The organism is Endozoicomonas numazuensis (assembly GCF_000722635.1).
GTDB lineage: Bacteria > Pseudomonadota > Gammaproteobacteria > Pseudomonadales > Endozoicomonadaceae > Endozoicomonas_A > Endozoicomonas_A numazuensis.
The window spans coordinates 211,106-227,191 of record NZ_JOKH01000003.1; the positions used below are offsets into that span (position 1 = coordinate 211,106).

Sequence of the window (16,086 nt, forward strand, 5' to 3'; positions counted from 1 at the left end):
TCTTATTTACCCTCCGCTGCTTTTACTACCTGATCTGCAGCGTCGGAGAGACTGCTTGCAGCGATGATATCCAGTCCACTTTCGGCCAGTTTCTTAGCACCCAGCTCAGCGTTGTTGCCTTCCAGACGAACAACAACTGGCACTTCAACACCTACTTCTTTCACTGCACCAATGATGCCGTCAGCAATCAGGTCACAGCGAACGATACCACCGAAGATGTTAACCAGAACCGCTTTAACACTGTCGTCAGAAAGGATAATTTTGAAAGCTTCGCTGACACGCTCTTTGGTAGCACCGCCACCAACGTCCAGGAAGTTTGCTGGAGCGCCACCAGACAGCTTAACGATGTCCATGGTGCCCATAGCCAGACCAGCGCCGTTTACCATGCAACCAATGTTGCCATCCAGAGCTACGTAGTTCAGTTCCCACTGAGCGGCGTGAGCTTCACGAGCATCTTCCTGAGAAGGATCGTGCATGGTTTTCAGGCGAGGCTGACGGTACAGAGCGTTGCTGTCGATGTTCAGCTTGGCATCCAGACAGTGCAGATCACCCGCTTCAGTGATAACCAGCGGATTAATTTCCAGCAGAGCCAGATCCAGATCTTGGAACAGTTTCGCCAGACCCAGGAAGATCTTGGTGAACTGCTTAACCTGAGTAGCGTTCAGACCCAGTTTGAAAGCCAGTTCACGGCCTTGGTATGGCTGAGCGCCTACCAGAGGATCAACCGTTGCTTTCAGGATTTTTTCTGGTGTTTCTTCAGCCACTTTCTCAATTTCCACGCCACCTTCTGTGGAGGCCATGAAAACGATGCGACGGGTTGAACGATCCACTACCGCACCGAGGTAAAGTTCCTGAGCGATATCGGTGCAGGTTTCAACCAGGATCTTGCTAACCGGCTGACCATTTTCGTCTGTCTGGTAAGTAACCAGGTTCTTGCCCAGCCACTTTTCAGCAAATTCACGGATTTCTTCCTTGGTGCTGACCAGCTTAACGCCGCCAGCCTTACCACGGCCACCTGCATGAACCTGTGCTTTTACAACCCACTGGTTTCCGCCAATTTCATCGGCTGCTGCAGCTGCTTCTTCCGGCGTATCGCAGGCAATACCCTTGGATACCGGCAGGCCATATTCAGCAAACAGCTGCTTGCCCTGATATTCATGGAGATTCATACTGACACTACCATTGTTGTTTTTTAATCAAATTCCTATCCACATCCGTGGATAAAAGGTTTCTTTATTTCGACCCCAGCCCCTCAGGTGTCGACATTAAACTTTGGAGGTCAGGCGCCCGAAAGACTCCCACCCCCTCTGATACATCTTCGTATCAGTTGCTCACTGAGAAGGCTTACTGAATCAACTGCGCCTTCCACACATCAGTAAACGATCCTGGTGAAGGCTGGTTATAAAGCTGACCAGCCTTCAGACCCTCAGTTAGCGGCGCTTGCGATTAGCAATATGAATCGCATGACCGTCTACAGCCAGAACTGCTTCATGCAGAGCTTCACTCAGTGTTGGGTGAGAGAAGATGGTCAGAGCCAGATCTTCAGTGCTTGCAGCAAATTCCATGGCAATAACACCCTGCTGAACCAATTCAGCAGCGCTTGGGCCGACTACATGCACACCCAGTACACGGTCAGTTGCCTTGTCAGCAATGACTTTAACCATGCCTTCAGTCTCGTTAGCCGCTAGAGCACGACCACTGGCAGCAAACGGGAAGGTACCGACCTTGTAGTCAACGCCTTCTGCCTTCAGTTCCTGCTCGGTTTTTCCTACCCATGCAATTTCCGGGTGGGTATAGATAACCGAAGGAATCAGGTCATAGTTCATGTGACCTTTCTGGCCGGCGATGATTTCAGCAACCATGATGCCTTCTTCACTGCCTTTGTGTGCCAGCATTGGACCACGAACAACGTCACCAATCGCGTATACGCCTGGTACGTCAGTTGCACAGTGATCATCAACAAAGATAAAGCCACGCTCGTCCATGTTGACGCCGCAATCAGCAGCCAGCAGGTTTTCGGTATAAGGACGGCGACCTACAGCCACAATCAACTTATCAAAAACCACTACTTTTTCACTACCGTCTGAGTCAGCGTAAGTCACATGGACTTCTTTGCCTTTAATCTCAGAGCCAGTGACACGGGCCCCCATACGAATGTCCAGTCCCTGCTTCTTGCAAATCTTCAGAGATTCCTTGGAGATTTGCTCATCAGCTGCTGCCAGGAAACGATCCATAGCTTCCAGAACAATGACTTCAGAGCCCAAACGGCCCCACACACTGCCCAGTTCAAGACCGATAACACCTGCACCAATAACCCCCAGACGCTTAGGTGTTTCCTGGAATTCCAGGGCACCGGTAGAGTCAACAATCAGGTCACCATCAGTCGGTGTTGGTGGAATTTCAACAGGACGTGATCCGGTTGCAACTACAACATTAGCGGCTTCATACACTTCTACAGTGCCGTCAGCTTTGGTGAGCTCAACCTGCTTGTTAGCCAGTACTTTACCAGCACCTTCCAGCAGGGTTACGCCATTCGCCTTGAACAGACCACCCACCCCGGTTGTCAGGGTTTTAACGATCTTGTTCTTGCGGGCAACCATTTGTGGCACGTCCATCTCAACACCGGAGTGATTGATGCCGTGCAATTTGAAGTCTTTTTGAGCTTCTACAAACTTGTGAGAGCTGTCCAGCAGCGCCTTGGAGGGAATGCAGCCCACATTCAGGCAAGTTCCACCCAGAGCTGTTTTGCCTTTGTCATCAGTCCACTTTTCGATACAAGCAGTCTTGAGGCCCAGTTGCGCTGCGCGAATTGCACAAACATAACCTGCAGGACCTGCGCCGATGACTACAACATCAAACTGATTTGCCATATCTTCTATTCCAAGAAAATGAGAATGGCGGCCTTATCAGCCGCCGCAAAACCCATGAGAGCTTACAATTCCAACAGGATGCGTGCTGGATCTTCCAACAGTTCCTTGATGGTAACGAGGAAGGTGACCGCTTCCTTGCCATCCAGCAACCTGTGGTCATAGGACAGAGCCAGGTTCATCATGGGCAGAATCTCCACCTGGCCATTGACAGCCATGGGGCGCTCTTGAATTTTGTGCATACCCAAAATAGCGGACTGAGGTGGATTCAATATCGGTGTAGACAAGAGCGAACCAAACACACCGCCGTTGGAAATAGTAAAGGTTCCACCGGTCATGTCCTCAATATCCAGCTTGCCACCCTGGGCTTTCTTTCCGTATTCACGGATTTTCGCCTCAACGTCAGCCAGGCTCATGTTTTCAGCGTTACGCAGAATAGGTACTACCAGACCACGATCACTGGAGACGGCTACGCCAATATCCTGATAGCCGTGGTAAACAATGTCATTACCATCAATAGAGGCGTTCACTGCAGGATAACGACGAAGGGCTTCAGCACAGGCTTTAACAAAGAAGGACATGAAACCAAGACGGACACCATGACGCTTCTCGAACTGGTCCTTGTAACGGGCTCTCAGTTCCATTACCGGCTTCATGTTGACCTCATTAAATGTGGTCAGCATAGCTGCGGTTTGCTGTGCTTCTACCAGGCGCTGCGCAACTCTAGCACGCAGACGTGTCATTGGTACACGTTTTTCCGTACGCTCACCCGCAAATACCGGGGTAGTAGCTTCCACCTGTGGAGCAGAAGAAGCCTGGACAGCAGATGCAGGAGCAGGCTTTTGCTCAGCATGACGAACCACGTCTTCTTTGGTCACACGACCACCTTTGCCAGTGCCGGCAATGGCAGCATGATCAATACCTTTTTCGTCAGCCATTTTACGGGCTGCCGGGCTAAGGATTGGCTCTTCCTGAGCAGCAGTTACTTCTGCTGCAGGCGCTGACTCAGCGGCTGGAGCCGAAGCAGAGGCTGCAGCGCCAGCTTCAAATATAGCAATAACTTCAGCACTCAGAACGGTGTCATCTTCGTTCTTGAGAATCTCTTTAAGCACACCGTCTGCTGGAGCAACTACTTCGAGAACTACTTTGTCGGTCTCAATATCAACCAACAACTCATCACGGGAGCAGGCTTCTCCAGGTTTCTTGTGCCATGTGGCAACCACACCGTCAGCGACAGATTCCGGAAATGTTGGTGCTTTTATTTCAGTGGCCATTATGGATCCTTTCGGGGTTGCGACCAGACGCCCCGGAGCCACCGGGGCGTCGTCAATTATACGTTAAAAGCGTCTTTTACCAGCTTCTGTTGTTCTTCAACATGCTTGGACATATAACCACAGGCTGGCGCGGCTGAAGCGTCCCGGCCTGCATATTCCAAACGCAGGCTGTTGGTATGATTATCCAGAGCACGGCGCATATGATGCTGACTGCAATACCAGGCACCCTGATTCATGGGCTCTTCCTGACACCAGACAACATCTTTCAGGTTTGGATAGCTGGCAATCAACTCATCCAGATCATCCTGAGGGAAAGGATACAGCTGCTCGATACGAATAATGGCTGTATTCTTCAATTCATTTGCACGTTTGTACTCCAGCAAGTCGTAGTAGACCTTGCCGCTGCACATGATCATGCGAGTAATTTCCGCAGAATCGTGCTCATCAATTTCAGGAATAATGGTCTGGAAACTACCTTCCGCGAGATCTTCAAGCGTAGAAACCGCCAGTTTATGTCTCAGCAGGCTCTTGGGTGTAAAGGCAATCAGCGGTTTACGCAGAGGGCGCAATACCTGACGGCGCAACATATGGAACACCTGAGCTGGCGTAGTCGGTACACAAACCTGGATATTATGCTCGGCACAAAGCTGCAAATAACGCTCAAGACGCGCAGAAGAGTGCTCAGGTCCCTGACCTTCATAGCCATGAGGCAGAAGCATGGTCAGACCACAGAGACGCCCCCACTTATGCTCACCACTGGTGATAAACTGATCGATAACGACCTGACAACCGTTGGCGAAATCACCAAACTGAGCTTCCCAGATGACCAGAGCACTTGGTGTTGTTGTCGCATACCCATACTCAAAGGCCAGCACAGCTTCTTCAGATAACAGGGAGTCCCAGATCTGGAAGTCAGGCTGATTCTCAGAGATATTAGCCAGTGGCACATGGGTAGAACCGTCTTTCTGATTATGCAGAACTGCATGACGGTGCGAGAAAGTACCACGCCCCACGTCCTGCCCGGTAATACGAACCGGATGACCTTCCATAATCAGGGAACCGTAAGCCAGAATTTCAGCTGCGCCCCAGTTAATGGATTGCGCGCCGGCAGCCATTTTCAGACGGTCATCAATAATCTTGCTGACCTGACGCTGCACAACAAAACCTTCAGGAACCTTGCACAGCTTTTGGCCTAGCCCCTGCAGTGTAGCGAGCGCTACACGAGTATCGTGACGAGCAGTCCATTCATGTCCCAGGTAAGGAGTCCAATCAACAAACAGTTCTTTATTGGGCTCTTTAACCAACGCTTTAACAACATAACCACCGTTATCCAAAGCATTTCGATAGCTGTCTACCAGCGTCTTGTCCTGCTCTGCATCCATAACACCTGCTTCTACAAGCTTACCAGCGTACAGATCACGGGTTGTTTTGTGAGTCTTAATGACCTGGTACATCAAAGGCTGGGTACCAGAAGGCTCATCGGCCTCGTTGTGACCACGACGACGATAACAAACCATGTCGATCACAACATCACGCTTGAATTCCATCCGGTAATCAAGCGCCAGTTTGGTCGCAAAATGAACCGCTTCAGGATCATCACCATTCACATGGAGAATCGGAGCCCCCACAATCTTGGCGACATCCGTACAGTATTCAGTAGAACGTGCGTCTTCCTGCTTACTGGTAGTAAAACCAACCTGGTTATTAATGATGATGTGCAGAGTGCCACCGGTTTTATAGGCACGAGTCTGAGACATCTGCAGGGTTTCCATAACCACACCCTGACCGGCAAACGCCGCATCACCATGAATGGCTAAGGGAATGACCTGACCACGGACTTCATCATTACGACGATCCTGACGGGCACGTACAGAACCTTCCACTACAGGAGAAACAATTTCCAGATGAGAAGGGTTGAATGCCAGTGCCAGGTGAACTTCACCGCCCGGGGTCATCACGTTAGATGAGAACCCCTGGTGGTATTTCACATCACCAGAACCGGTATCAGCCATTTTCTTGCCTTCGAACTCATCGAACAGCTCAGAAGGATTCTTACCGAGAATGTTAACCAGTACGTTCAGTCGACCACGGTGGGCCATGCCGATAACGATTTCTTTGGCACCGTAGGAACCGGAGCGCTGGATAATTTCATCCAGCATGGGAATCAGGGATTCCCCCCCTTCCAGACCAAAACGTTTGGTGCCCGGAAATTTGGTACCCAGGTATTTTTCAAGACCTTCAGCTGCGGTCAGACGCTCCAGAAGGTGCTGTCGTGCTTCGGCCCCAACTTCAGGCTTACCACGGACGCTCTCCATTCGGCTCTGGAACCAGCGACGCTCTTCGGTATTCACAATATGCATGTATTCGACACCGATAGAACCACAGTAAGTGGTTGTCATCGAGTTCAGAATCTCACGTAAAGTTGCTCGTTCTTTACCGATAAAAATGGTACTGGTCTGGAATTCTGTATCAAGATCTGCCTCGCTCAGACCGTGATACTCAAGACTCAAATCGGGAAATTGCTCACGCTGCATGCAACCCAGTGGGTCAATCTTGGCCTGCTGGTGCCCTCGTATTCTGAAGGCACTGATCAGACGCAATACCTGAATCTGCTTACGCTCATGATCACTAGAAACTGTACCGGCTTCAATTGGACGTGTTGTCTGACGCTGACGCGCCATTAAGACAAAATTTTCCTGAATGGTCGAGTGGGGTACATCGGGTCCACCACCATTGACCTGAGGAAGTTTCTCAAAATAATCACGCCATTCCTCAGAGACCGAATTCGGGTCGCGAAGGAATTGCTCGTACAGTTCTTCGACGTATGCAGCATTTCCCCCGGAAATATGTGAGGTATCCCACATTTGCTGCATCACACCTTCTTGCATCGTCACTACCCCGTGAATGAAGGGCTGTCTAATCATGAGAGTCGCACTGTGGTCAGCTGTCTGTTGTGCATGACAGGCAAAACGCTGAAAACCGGGGCTTTCGCCTCCCTCGTTTATCAAACTCCACAGATAGACCGGTGATTGACCGGCCACCCCGCTGGTAAAACCCGCCAGCCCTGTCCATCATTGATTCATGGGATCAGTAGCCAGCCAAGCTCTAGAGTAAACTACAGTCCCACTTTGCTCACATGGCAATGTATTGTGCGACAGTAAAACTGTAGTCAGAAATTCTATTTCAGATCGTCAGCTTCCCCAGTACTCTGGTGTCAGCCTTCGAACCCTAGTGTAGATGCTGTTTATAAAAATTAAACGTACGACCAGACAGCATTCACACTTTTCATGTTAAGGAACCACCCTCTTTCAAGGATCAAGAACTCCCCCTTAACCTCTAAATTCTTATCAGGAGCTTCTCTGTAGTTACAAAAGAAGCTCCTTTTCACCAGGTATTTCACTTCCTCCAAATGGCACGAAATGAAATACACGGTTTAAGCCGCTTGCGACTATAGTGCCTGATTAGGTAGCACTATCGAACAGCATCTGCTTGATATGACCAATAGCCTTGGTTGGATTCAAACCTTTTGGACATACACTGACGCAGTTCATGATCCCACGGCAACGGAACACACTGAACGGATCGTCAAGGTCAGCCAGGCGCGCTTCCGTCGCAGTATCACGACTGTCAGCCAGAAAACGATAGGCCTGCAGCAAACCAGATGGACCAACAAATTTGTCAGGGTTCCACCAGAAAGATGGGCAAGCAGTGGAACAGCATGCACAGAGAATACACTCGTACAAACCATCCAGTTTCTCACGATCTTCAGGACTCTGCAGACGCTCAATAGCAGGCTCTGGTTCATCATTAATCAGGAACGGCTTGATCTTTTCGTACTGTTTATAGAAAAGACTCATATCCACGATCAGATCACGAATCACTGGCAGACCAGGAAGCGGGCGAATAACCAGCTTCTTCTTACTACCCATGGCTTCTGACAAAGAAGTTACACAGGCCAAGCCATTAACGCCATTGATGCTCATACCATCAGAACCGCAAACACCTTCACGACAGGAACGACGATACACTAATGTTTCGTCCTTTTCCTTGATCAGGTTCAATACATCGAGAACCATCAGGTCTTTACCTTCAGGAATTTCTACCTCAATGTCCTGCATATAAGGTTTGGAGTCAGTCTCCGGGTTGTAGCGATAGACACTTACCAACATTTTCCTGCCTCCTCCTTAGTAGGTTCTTGCTTTCGGTGGGAAAGCTTCCATCGTCTTCGGTGCAAAATTGACCTGACGCTTGCCTACACGCTTTTCAAGCGGGAAGTACAGGGAATGAGCCAGCCAGTTTTCATCATCACGCTCGGTAAAGTCATTACGGGCATGAGCACCACGAGACTCCTTACGCTCTTCTGCAGAAACTGCAGTCGCATAAGCCACTTCATACAGGTTTTCAAGTTCCAGCGCTTCAATACGTGCAGTATTGAAAGCATGACTCTTGTCTTCCAGATGAGTATTTTGCAGTCGCTCGCCCAACTCATCCAGTTTCTTCAGACCTTCCTGCATACTGTCACCTTCACGGAATACCCCGAAGTACAGCTGCATGGTGTTTTGCAGGTCCTTGCGAACATCGGCCACTTTCTCGCCGCTGTTGGACTTGTTCAGACGATCCAGACGGGACATAGCTGCTTCAATATCGCTATCAGAAGCATCAACACCGTCAAAACCTTCTCTCAGGTTTTTCTCGATCTGAATACCCGCTGCACGACCAAAGACCACCAGATCCAGCAGAGAGTTACCACCCAGACGGTTAGCACCGTGAACAGAAACACAAGCGGCTTCGCCACAGGCATACAGACCTTCTACAACTTTGTCACTGCCTTCTGAGTCAGGGAACAGAGCCTGACCACCGACATTGGTCGGAATACCACCCATCATGTAGTGACAGGTTGGAACAACAGGTACCGGCACCTTAACCGGATCGGCATGAGCGAACGTCTTGGACAATTCACAAATACCAGGCAAACGCAGGTTCAGAGTTTCTTCACCCAGGTGATCCAGTTTCAGCAGTACGTGGTCCTTATCAGGTCCACAACCACGACCTTCCAGAATTTCGAGAATCATGGAACGGGCAACAACATCGCGGCCAGCCAGATCTTTAGCATTAGGCGCATAACGTTCCATGAAACGCTCGCCTTCACTGTTGATCAGGTAACCACCTTCACCACGACAACCTTCCGTTACGAGCACACCCGCACCGTGAATACCGGTTGGGTGGAACTGCCACATTTCCATGTCCTGCATGGGGTAACCGGCGCGCAGTGCCATACCAATTCCGTCGCCGGTATTGATCAGAGCATTGGTTGTGGAAGCATAAATACGTCCAGCACCACCGGTTGCCATCACTGTCGCTTTGGATTTGATATAAACGGTCTCACCCGTCTCCATGCAAATCGCAATAACACCAGCCACCTGCCCGTTCTGGTTTTTCACCAGATCGACGGCGTACCATTCATTCAGGAATGTAGTACCACCCTTCAGGTTGGCCTGATAAAGAGTATGCAGCAGAGCATGACCTGTACGGTCAGCTGCAGCACAGGTACGGGCAGCCTGACCACCCTTACCGAAATCTTTGGACTGACCACCGAATGGACGCTGATAAATACGACCTTCTTCTGTACGGGAAAAAGGCAGCCCCATGTGTTCCAGCTCAAATACTGCCTGAGGCCCTACAGAACACATATATTCGATAGCGTCCTGGTCACCGATATAGTCCGAACCTTTTATGGTATCGAACATATGCCAGCGCCAGTCATCATTCGGATCAGAACTTGCAATCGCACAGGTGATACCACCCTGAGCTGATACCGTATGAGAGCGGGTCGGAAACACCTTGGTTACACAAGCGGTTTTGATACCCGCCTGAGTCAGTTGCAGTGCAGCGCGCATGCCAGCGCCACCGCCGCCGATTACGATGGCGTCGTAAGTCAGTGTGCGTAGTGCTGACATAGATCAATTCCCCCAGAGAATTTGAATGCCCCAGACGATGTAACTGAATACTGCGACAAAACAGATCAGCTGGAAGGGGAAACGAATCAGAACAGACCTTTCTCCAAATGCACGAGCATTCAGGTAGTCCGTTGCAATAGTCCACATACCTACCCAGGAGTGGGCAGCGATGGACAGGATGGCGAGCAAGGTAAACACCCTCACCCAGGTCTGATCAAACAGACCACTCCATTGTTGAAAGTCCAGACCTGGATTCATCAGAACATAGCCGCCTATAAACAGCGTGTAGGCAGCCAGGATGATGGCAGACAGTCTCTGCAGCATCCAGTCGTAGAGTCCACTTCGGGACAAGTTGGTAATATTGGTTACCATACCCACACCCCCGCGAGCACAATCAGTACAGCTGATACAATAATGGTGACGATAGCACCGGTCTTGCCGGACTCCTTACCTTCACCAATACCCACGTCCATCAACAAGTGTTTAACACCTGCAACAAAGTGGTAGATCAGACCGGAAAGCAGAACCCAGACAATAAATTTGACCAGGCCACCCGACATGAGTGCTTTCATTTCCGCAAAGGACTGTTCTGAAGACAGTGACAGGTCCAGTGCATAGAGCAGGAAACCGACCCCGACAAACAGCAAAATACCCGAAACCCTGTGAAGGATCGAGGTATAGGCTGGCAGAGGTAGTTTTATAGTGGTTATGTCTAGATTGACAGGTCTTTTGCTATTCACGTTTTTTGTCCCAACGCCCGAGGCGTGCACAGCTGAATCAGCAACATTATCCAGAGGTTATGATCTCTCGGATCATGTCCTCTCAAATCAAGGTTACCTGAACAGGCCACCCTGACTGCAGGTTAAGAAACCGCGTTAATTGTTGTTAACGTTCTTTTCTCACCCCCCCTCATGAAGCCCTCCACGACTTCGGAGGCGAAGTATATACAGTTCGGTTTTTAATTACAATTGATTAACCCACTAAGCAAATTTACTATAGGACCCTGAAATATTGCGCAGACTTTTTCATCGGTACACACGTTTGACAAACAAATTTCTGGCTCTATAGTGGTCGAACCGTGAAAGGGGCCCACCATAAAAACTTATTCTGCCAGCGCCATAATTATGGGTCCGATTCGACGATAACGACAGAATAAACGGCAAGACAGGAGCCTATGATGGCTGAAAAGAAAGCAACCCTCTCGATTGACGGCAAGCAGCTGGAACTCCCTGTACATGCGGGCTCCCTGGGCCCAGATGTTGTTGATGTTCGCAGTCTGACTGCCAACGGTCTGTTTACATACGACCCAGGTTTTGTATCCACTGCTTCCTGCGAGTCTAAAATCACCTACATAGATGGTGACAAAGGCGTCCTTCTGCACCGTGGCTACCCTATCGAGCAGCTTGCTGAGCACTCTGACTACCTGGAAACCTGCTATCTGCTGATTTACGGCGAACTTCCTGACAAGGAAGAGAAAAAGCACTTTGAAGCCACTATCATGCGTCACACCATGATTCATGAACAAATGGTTGATCTGTTTTCCGGTTTCCGTCGCGATGCTCACCCAATGGCCGTAATGTGTGGTGTAGTAGGTGCACTTTCTGCCTTCTACCACGACTCACTCGATATCACTAACGAGCGTCATCGTGAAATTTGTGCGTATCGCCTGATTTCCAAAATGCCTACTCTGGCAGCCATGACCTACAAATACTCCATCGGCCAGCCTTTCATTTACCCTCGTAACGACCTGGGTTATGGCGGCAACTTCCTGCACATGATGTTTGCTACTCCCTGTGAAGAGTACGAAGTCAATCCTGTGCTGGCCCGCGCCATGGATCGTATTTTCCTGCTGCATGCTGACCACGAACAAAACGCTTCTACTTCTACTGTTCGTCTGGCTGGCTCCAGTGGCGCAAATCCGTTTGCCTGTATTGCTGCAGGTATTGCTGCTCTGTGGGGACCTGCACACGGCGGTGCCAACGAAGCAGTTCTGGTTATGCTGAACGAGATCGGTGATGAGAAGAACATCGATGAGTTCATTACCCGCGCCAAAGATAAAGACGACCCGTTCCGTCTGATGGGCTTCGGTCACCGTGTTTACAAAAACTTTGACCCACGTGCCAAGGTAATGAAACAGACCTGTGACGAAGTTCTGAGTGAGCTGGGCCTGGAAGATGATCCTTTATTCAAGATCGCCAAGCGTCTCGAGAAGATTGCTCTGGAAGATGAATATTTCGTCTCCAAGAAACTGTACCCGAATGTCGATTTCTACTCCGGCATCATTCTGAAAGCACTGGGCATTCCTACTGAAATGTTCACGGTTATTTTTGCAACTGGCCGTACACCAGGCTGGATTGCTCACTGGCATGAAATGATCAGCGGCGAATACCGTATCGGTCGTCCTCGTCAGCTATACACCGGTGAAACTTCCAGAGACTTTGTTCCAGTTTCTGATCGCTAGTCACCGTTTTAGCTGAAAGCCGGCATCCTGATCGGCTTTCAGCTACTCCTCCTATAAATTGTTCAACCCTCAGTTCTATCAGATAATGGCACGAAAAGGATCATTTTCACTGCGTCCGCTTCATTCAGCAGTACTTTCGGGTTATAAATTACCTTCAGAGCATCGTCGCCTTCATTCACTTCCAGTCAAACTTCAAGAAATTCGAATCTGCCCACAAGTCCAGGTGTCGTAGAATCTGAGAAACATCATCAATAAGGCCAAAACCATTAACACACCTGCCAGATTCATTAAAGAGCCTATTCCTCCTGCCAGAAGATCATCATCAATACCTGACCCGCTTTAAGGGGAAAAAGAGCAAGAAAAACAGTTTCAGCCAGCACCAGACCCCAGATAATGGCAATTGGTTTTTTTCCAGGTGAGAAATATCTGTGACAAACCCAATGTTGAATTCAGTGTCATCCTTTCAACTCCAATATCTATTGAAGAGAAACCATTCAATACTGAGGCTGACTACATGCCCAAAATTGCTTTTTGTGCGCGACTTATTTCGCCAGATAGATTCAGCTAACCAATGAAATTCTGAGCTTTTTTTCATTTTTATTTTATTGACCTATACTCATTCAGCCCCTTCTTACATCTCTTTTTCTTCCTATTTTCTGCAGAGGATAACGCAAAGCACGTGCGCTACTCCTCCTTACACATCAGACAGAGCCGTGATGAACAAGAAAGTCCACTCCAAACTCGTCGCAGCTGCCATTATTGGCAACACTATAGCCTGGGCCGACTTTGCTCTTTATTCCTATTTTGCTCCCATTCTGTCGAAGGTTTTTTTCCCCTTCGCCTCTTACTCAACGTCATTGTTGCTCTACTCCCTGATCTTCGCTGTTGGCTTCTTGTTCAGGCCGATTGGCGGACTCATTTCAGGTGCTTATGCCGATCGATATGGTCGAAAAAAAACGCTTCTGGCGACGGTTGTTATTTCATCCGTGTGTACTGCGCTGATCGGAATACTGCCGGGTTATGATCAATTCGGTTATTACTCCATTGTCCTTCTGGTACTCATTCGTATCTTTCAGACCATGGCCATATCTGCCGAACCCACCAACTCCACCGCACTATTGATTGAACTGGGCTTAAACGAGCGTCGTGGTTTGATTTCCAGCAGTGTGATGTGCGGTGTTTTTCTCGGCTTTTCAGTCGGAATTCTGTCTTTCTATCTAATCAGTGTTGAATTAAGTGAAGAGCAAATTCATCTCTGGGGCTGGAGAATACCTTTTCTCTCTTTCCTGGTTATTGGACTGATTGTCGCTTACCTGCTTTTGAAAGTAGACGAGTCCCCGGTTTTTCTTGCTCACCAGAAAAAGGGAGAGCTTACCAAGAACCCTATTAAAGCCTCTTTCCTTAACCAGATGAGCTCTCTGTTCATGTCCTTTGGGTATGGCATCATGATGGCGATGGGGAACTACTTTCTACTGGGCTTTGTTCCTTCGTTTTTATCCCACAGCACTCACTTGAGCCTAAAAGAAACCAACCTGGCAATTCTGGTCAGCTTACTCATCAGTACTCTTCTCATCCCTGTTTGTGGTTATATTTCGGATCGGGTGGGTCGCAGGCCAGTCATGGCGTTCGGAGCGATTCTGTTCATCCTTGTCAGTTATCCCATGTTCTTTTTCATTGCTAAAGGGCAACTGATGTACACCATTATAGGGCTCTCCATGTATGCTGTAGCCCTGGCTCCCACATCCGCAGTATTAACAACAGCCATCACCGAAATGTTCCCTTTTGAAACCCGATGCACTGGTGGTGCCATCGGTTACAATATTGCCCTAACTTTTGCAGGGGGGCTGACTCCGGTCATCTGCCAGCAAATCTACCAGCTTACCGGTGACATATACTCGCTGGTTTATTACATCACGCTGCTGGCCCTGACCCACCTGCTTTTTGTTATCTTCTCCAAAGAGACAAAGAACAACGCTATCGATTGATCTTTGGGTTAGTCTGCCACGCTATCCCAGGCTTTTTTTAAATGAGCCGATTCACCTTTGGCCGACTTTCGAACAATCCAGCTCATGGGGAGTATCTTGTGTTTGATTTTATGTACGTCTCTCCAGGTTTTTGTGAGTCTGGTACCACTGGAGTGTGGCTCCAGCTGCCAGTCTTCAAACATCGTAAAAAAAGCAGCTTCTCTTATACGCTCAGTGGTAAAAGGAGGTTTGAGTTTCAATGCGGTAGTGACTTTGACGACCACTTTGATGCTTGAGCGTTGTTCGTGACTTTGGTCGGCCTGAATTTCCAGAAGCGATATACCCGACTTTCCCTTGCAATATAAGCTGGAGCCGGGTTCAAGGACTCCAGCTTCCAGTGGCGAGGGGTAGTAATCCATAATACGCTGCGGCGTCATGATAAAGTCCCGTACCTGATCGGGACTTGCCTTTAAGTCGATGACTTCCTGATGAACTTTATTAGACTTCAAGAACATGTTCACCTTCCTTATTACTGACCTCTTTGCCTTGCAACCCACTATCTCGTAACCAACGATTCGTTTGTTCCCATAACCGTCTTGCTGCTTCCTTATCGTTTGCATCGGAGCTGACCGGCGCTATCAGGCAATTAACGTAATAGTGCCCTCCTTCAGCCTCTTTATCCGTGGCACAATGCAGTTGCGTCTGTGCACCTTCCCGTGTCGATGCCATAAATGCCTCACCCAGCCTGGAAGAAATGGTTAACAACCACTTCAAGAAGGGCTGCTCTTCAAGCCCCCTTTTTGCAATGTTCGAGGTGGCCCCACTCTTCAGCGCAGGGTGCAGGCTGTAGCTTTTTATATTGTCTGTTGCATTAAAACGTCGATGGAGTTCATTACTGAAGTGCATCGTCGCCAGTTTTGACAACCCATAAGCCTGCCATGATTCGTACGGACGATCGGGGTTGAACAAAAGCGTGTTGTTACCCCGTGAATGCAACTGAGAAACCACATTTACAATCCGCGCTTCGCCATGCTCTCGTCCAGTTTTACGCAGCAGAGGCAGGAGTTCATCTGTCAAATGGGCTGTGCCGAGGTGGTTTATGCGCCAATGCATTTCATGGCCATCTTCAGTCAGACGTGGCTCCTTCCATTTTGACAATAAATCCAGATGGATACCGGCGTTATTGATCAAGGCATCAAGCCGTGAGCCGTAATTCGCTGTGTACCAGCTGACAAAATTTTGTACGGAGGCTGTATTGGCAAGATCAAGAGTGTGGCTGCCCAAACTCACTTTATCTGCGGGTAGACCCAGCTCTTGTTTAAGTGTTGCTGCGACGTCCTGGGTGTCATTGCGCGTTGTTATGACGACAGATGCACCCCAGAGCAAGAGCTGCTTGGCGGTTTCATAACCCAGAGAGCCCGGTGCAGCCCCTGTAACAATCATATGCTTGCCCTTAAGATCAACCGGTTTAGCCATGGTGATTTTCTTAGAGGGCTTTTTCTTATTTTTGCGAAAGTTCATGCTTTTACTCAGTTTAATTATTTTTCTGTTCGAGCCATTCAG

General features: G+C 49.1%; 12 protein-coding genes. 2 read left to right on the forward strand and 10 right to left on the reverse strand.

The genetic code is table 11. The annotated features are described in order from the left end of the window. Nucleotides 1–2 precede the first annotated feature (2 nt). From sucC to sdhC, 8 genes are all read right to left on the reverse strand, one after another. Nucleotides 3–1,169: an ADP-forming succinate--CoA ligase subunit beta gene (gene sucC / locus GZ78_RS13805; RefSeq protein ID WP_034837122.1), complete on the reverse strand. Its 1,167-nt coding sequence runs from the start codon at nucleotides 1,167–1,169 to the stop codon at nucleotides 3–5. Nucleotides 1,170–1,430: 261 nt separating this feature from the next. Then, nucleotides 1,431–2,870, reverse strand: a complete 1,440-nt coding sequence (lpdA, locus tag GZ78_RS13810) for a dihydrolipoyl dehydrogenase (RefSeq protein WP_034837124.1) — start codon at nucleotides 2,868–2,870, stop codon at nucleotides 1,431–1,433. A 62-nt stretch (nucleotides 2,871–2,932) separates the two neighbouring features. Further along, nucleotides 2,933–4,141 carry a 2-oxoglutarate dehydrogenase complex dihydrolipoyllysine-residue succinyltransferase gene (odhB, locus tag GZ78_RS13815; protein ID WP_034837127.1) on the reverse strand — a complete coding sequence of 403 codons (1,209 nt, stop codon included), beginning with the start codon at nucleotides 4,139–4,141 and terminating at the stop codon, nucleotides 2,933–2,935. A 56-nt stretch (nucleotides 4,142–4,197) separates the two neighbouring features. Then, nucleotides 4,198–7,029 (reverse strand): 2-oxoglutarate dehydrogenase E1 component, encoded by a 2,832-nt coding sequence (locus GZ78_RS13820; RefSeq protein WP_034838274.1) that lies wholly within the window; start codon nucleotides 7,027–7,029, stop codon nucleotides 4,198–4,200. Between the two features lie 573 nt (nucleotides 7,030–7,602). Continuing rightward, nucleotides 7,603–8,310 carry a succinate dehydrogenase iron-sulfur subunit gene (locus tag GZ78_RS13825; RefSeq protein ID WP_034837129.1) on the reverse strand — a complete coding sequence of 236 codons (708 nt, stop codon included), beginning with the start codon at nucleotides 8,308–8,310 and terminating at the stop codon, nucleotides 7,603–7,605. 15 nt (nucleotides 8,311–8,325) lie between these two features. Further along, the gene (gene sdhA, locus GZ78_RS13830) at nucleotides 8,326–10,098 is read right to left on the reverse strand and encodes a succinate dehydrogenase flavoprotein subunit (RefSeq protein ID WP_034837131.1); all 1,773 of its coding nucleotides are present in this window, start codon (nucleotides 10,096–10,098) and stop codon (nucleotides 8,326–8,328) included. A gap of 3 nt (nucleotides 10,099–10,101) precedes the next feature. Then, entirely contained in the window at nucleotides 10,102–10,470 is a 369-nt protein-coding gene (gene sdhD / locus GZ78_RS13835; protein ID WP_034837133.1) for a succinate dehydrogenase, hydrophobic membrane anchor protein, read from the reverse strand. After that, a complete protein-coding gene (gene sdhC / locus GZ78_RS13840) occupies nucleotides 10,464–10,838 on the reverse strand; it encodes a succinate dehydrogenase, cytochrome b556 subunit (protein ID WP_034837135.1) in 375 nt (124 codons plus the stop codon). Before sdhC ends, sdhD begins: the two co-directional genes overlap by 7 nt. Before the next feature lie 437 nt (nucleotides 10,839–11,275). Between sdhC and gltA the strand changes: the two genes are divergently transcribed. After that, nucleotides 11,276–12,559, forward strand: a complete 1,284-nt coding sequence (gltA, locus tag GZ78_RS13845) for a citrate synthase (RefSeq protein WP_034837138.1) — start codon at nucleotides 11,276–11,278, stop codon at nucleotides 12,557–12,559. 716 nt (nucleotides 12,560–13,275) lie between these two features. Beyond that, nucleotides 13,276–14,544: an MFS transporter gene (locus GZ78_RS13850; protein ID WP_034837140.1), complete on the forward strand. Its 1,269-nt coding sequence runs from the start codon at nucleotides 13,276–13,278 to the stop codon at nucleotides 14,542–14,544. Nucleotides 14,545–14,552: 8 nt separating this feature from the next. Here GZ78_RS13850 and GZ78_RS13855 read toward each other — a convergent pair whose 3' ends face one another. After that, nucleotides 14,553–15,038, reverse strand: a complete 486-nt coding sequence (locus GZ78_RS13855) for an SRPBCC family protein (RefSeq protein WP_034837143.1) — start codon at nucleotides 15,036–15,038, stop codon at nucleotides 14,553–14,555. Continuing rightward, nucleotides 15,022–16,044 carry an SDR family NAD(P)-dependent oxidoreductase gene (locus tag GZ78_RS27545; protein ID WP_051786183.1) on the reverse strand — a complete coding sequence of 341 codons (1,023 nt, stop codon included), beginning with the start codon at nucleotides 16,042–16,044 and terminating at the stop codon, nucleotides 15,022–15,024. The genes GZ78_RS13855 and GZ78_RS27545 overlap by 17 nt, the downstream gene beginning before the upstream one ends. Nucleotides 16,045–16,086: the final 42 nt, after the last annotated feature.

What these genes read in the sequence shown, in the direction of transcription:
- GZ78_RS13855 (WP_034837143.1), bottom strand. Translation starts at nt 15,038, where the DNA reads ATGTTCTTGAAGTCTAATAAAGTTCATCAGGAAGTCATCGACTTAAAG.
- GZ78_RS13825 (WP_034837129.1), bottom strand. Translation starts at nt 8,310, where the DNA reads ATGTTGGTAAGTGTCTATCGCTACAACCCGGAGACTGACTCCAAACCT.
- GZ78_RS13850 (WP_034837140.1), top strand. Translation starts at nt 13,276, where the DNA reads ATGAACAAGAAAGTCCACTCCAAACTCGTCGCAGCTGCCATTATTGGC.
- sdhD (WP_034837133.1), bottom strand. Translation starts at nt 10,470, where the DNA reads ATGGTAACCAATATTACCAACTTGTCCCGAAGTGGACTCTACGACTGG.
- gltA (WP_034837138.1), top strand. Translation starts at nt 11,276, where the DNA reads ATGGCTGAAAAGAAAGCAACCCTCTCGATTGACGGCAAGCAGCTGGAA.
- sucC (WP_034837122.1), bottom strand. Translation starts at nt 1,169, where the DNA reads ATGAATCTCCATGAATATCAGGGCAAGCAGCTGTTTGCTGAATATGGC.
- GZ78_RS13820 (WP_034838274.1), bottom strand. Translation starts at nt 7,029, where the DNA reads ATGCAAGAAGGTGTGATGCAGCAAATGTGGGATACCTCACATATTTCC.
- GZ78_RS27545 (WP_051786183.1), bottom strand. Translation starts at nt 16,044, where the DNA reads ATGAACTTTCGCAAAAATAAGAAAAAGCCCTCTAAGAAAATCACCATG.
- lpdA (WP_034837124.1), bottom strand. Translation starts at nt 2,870, where the DNA reads ATGGCAAATCAGTTTGATGTTGTAGTCATCGGCGCAGGTCCTGCAGGT.
- odhB (WP_034837127.1), bottom strand. Translation starts at nt 4,141, where the DNA reads ATGGCCACTGAAATAAAAGCACCAACATTTCCGGAATCTGTCGCTGAC.
- sdhA (WP_034837131.1), bottom strand. Translation starts at nt 10,098, where the DNA reads ATGTCAGCACTACGCACACTGACTTACGACGCCATCGTAATCGGCGGC.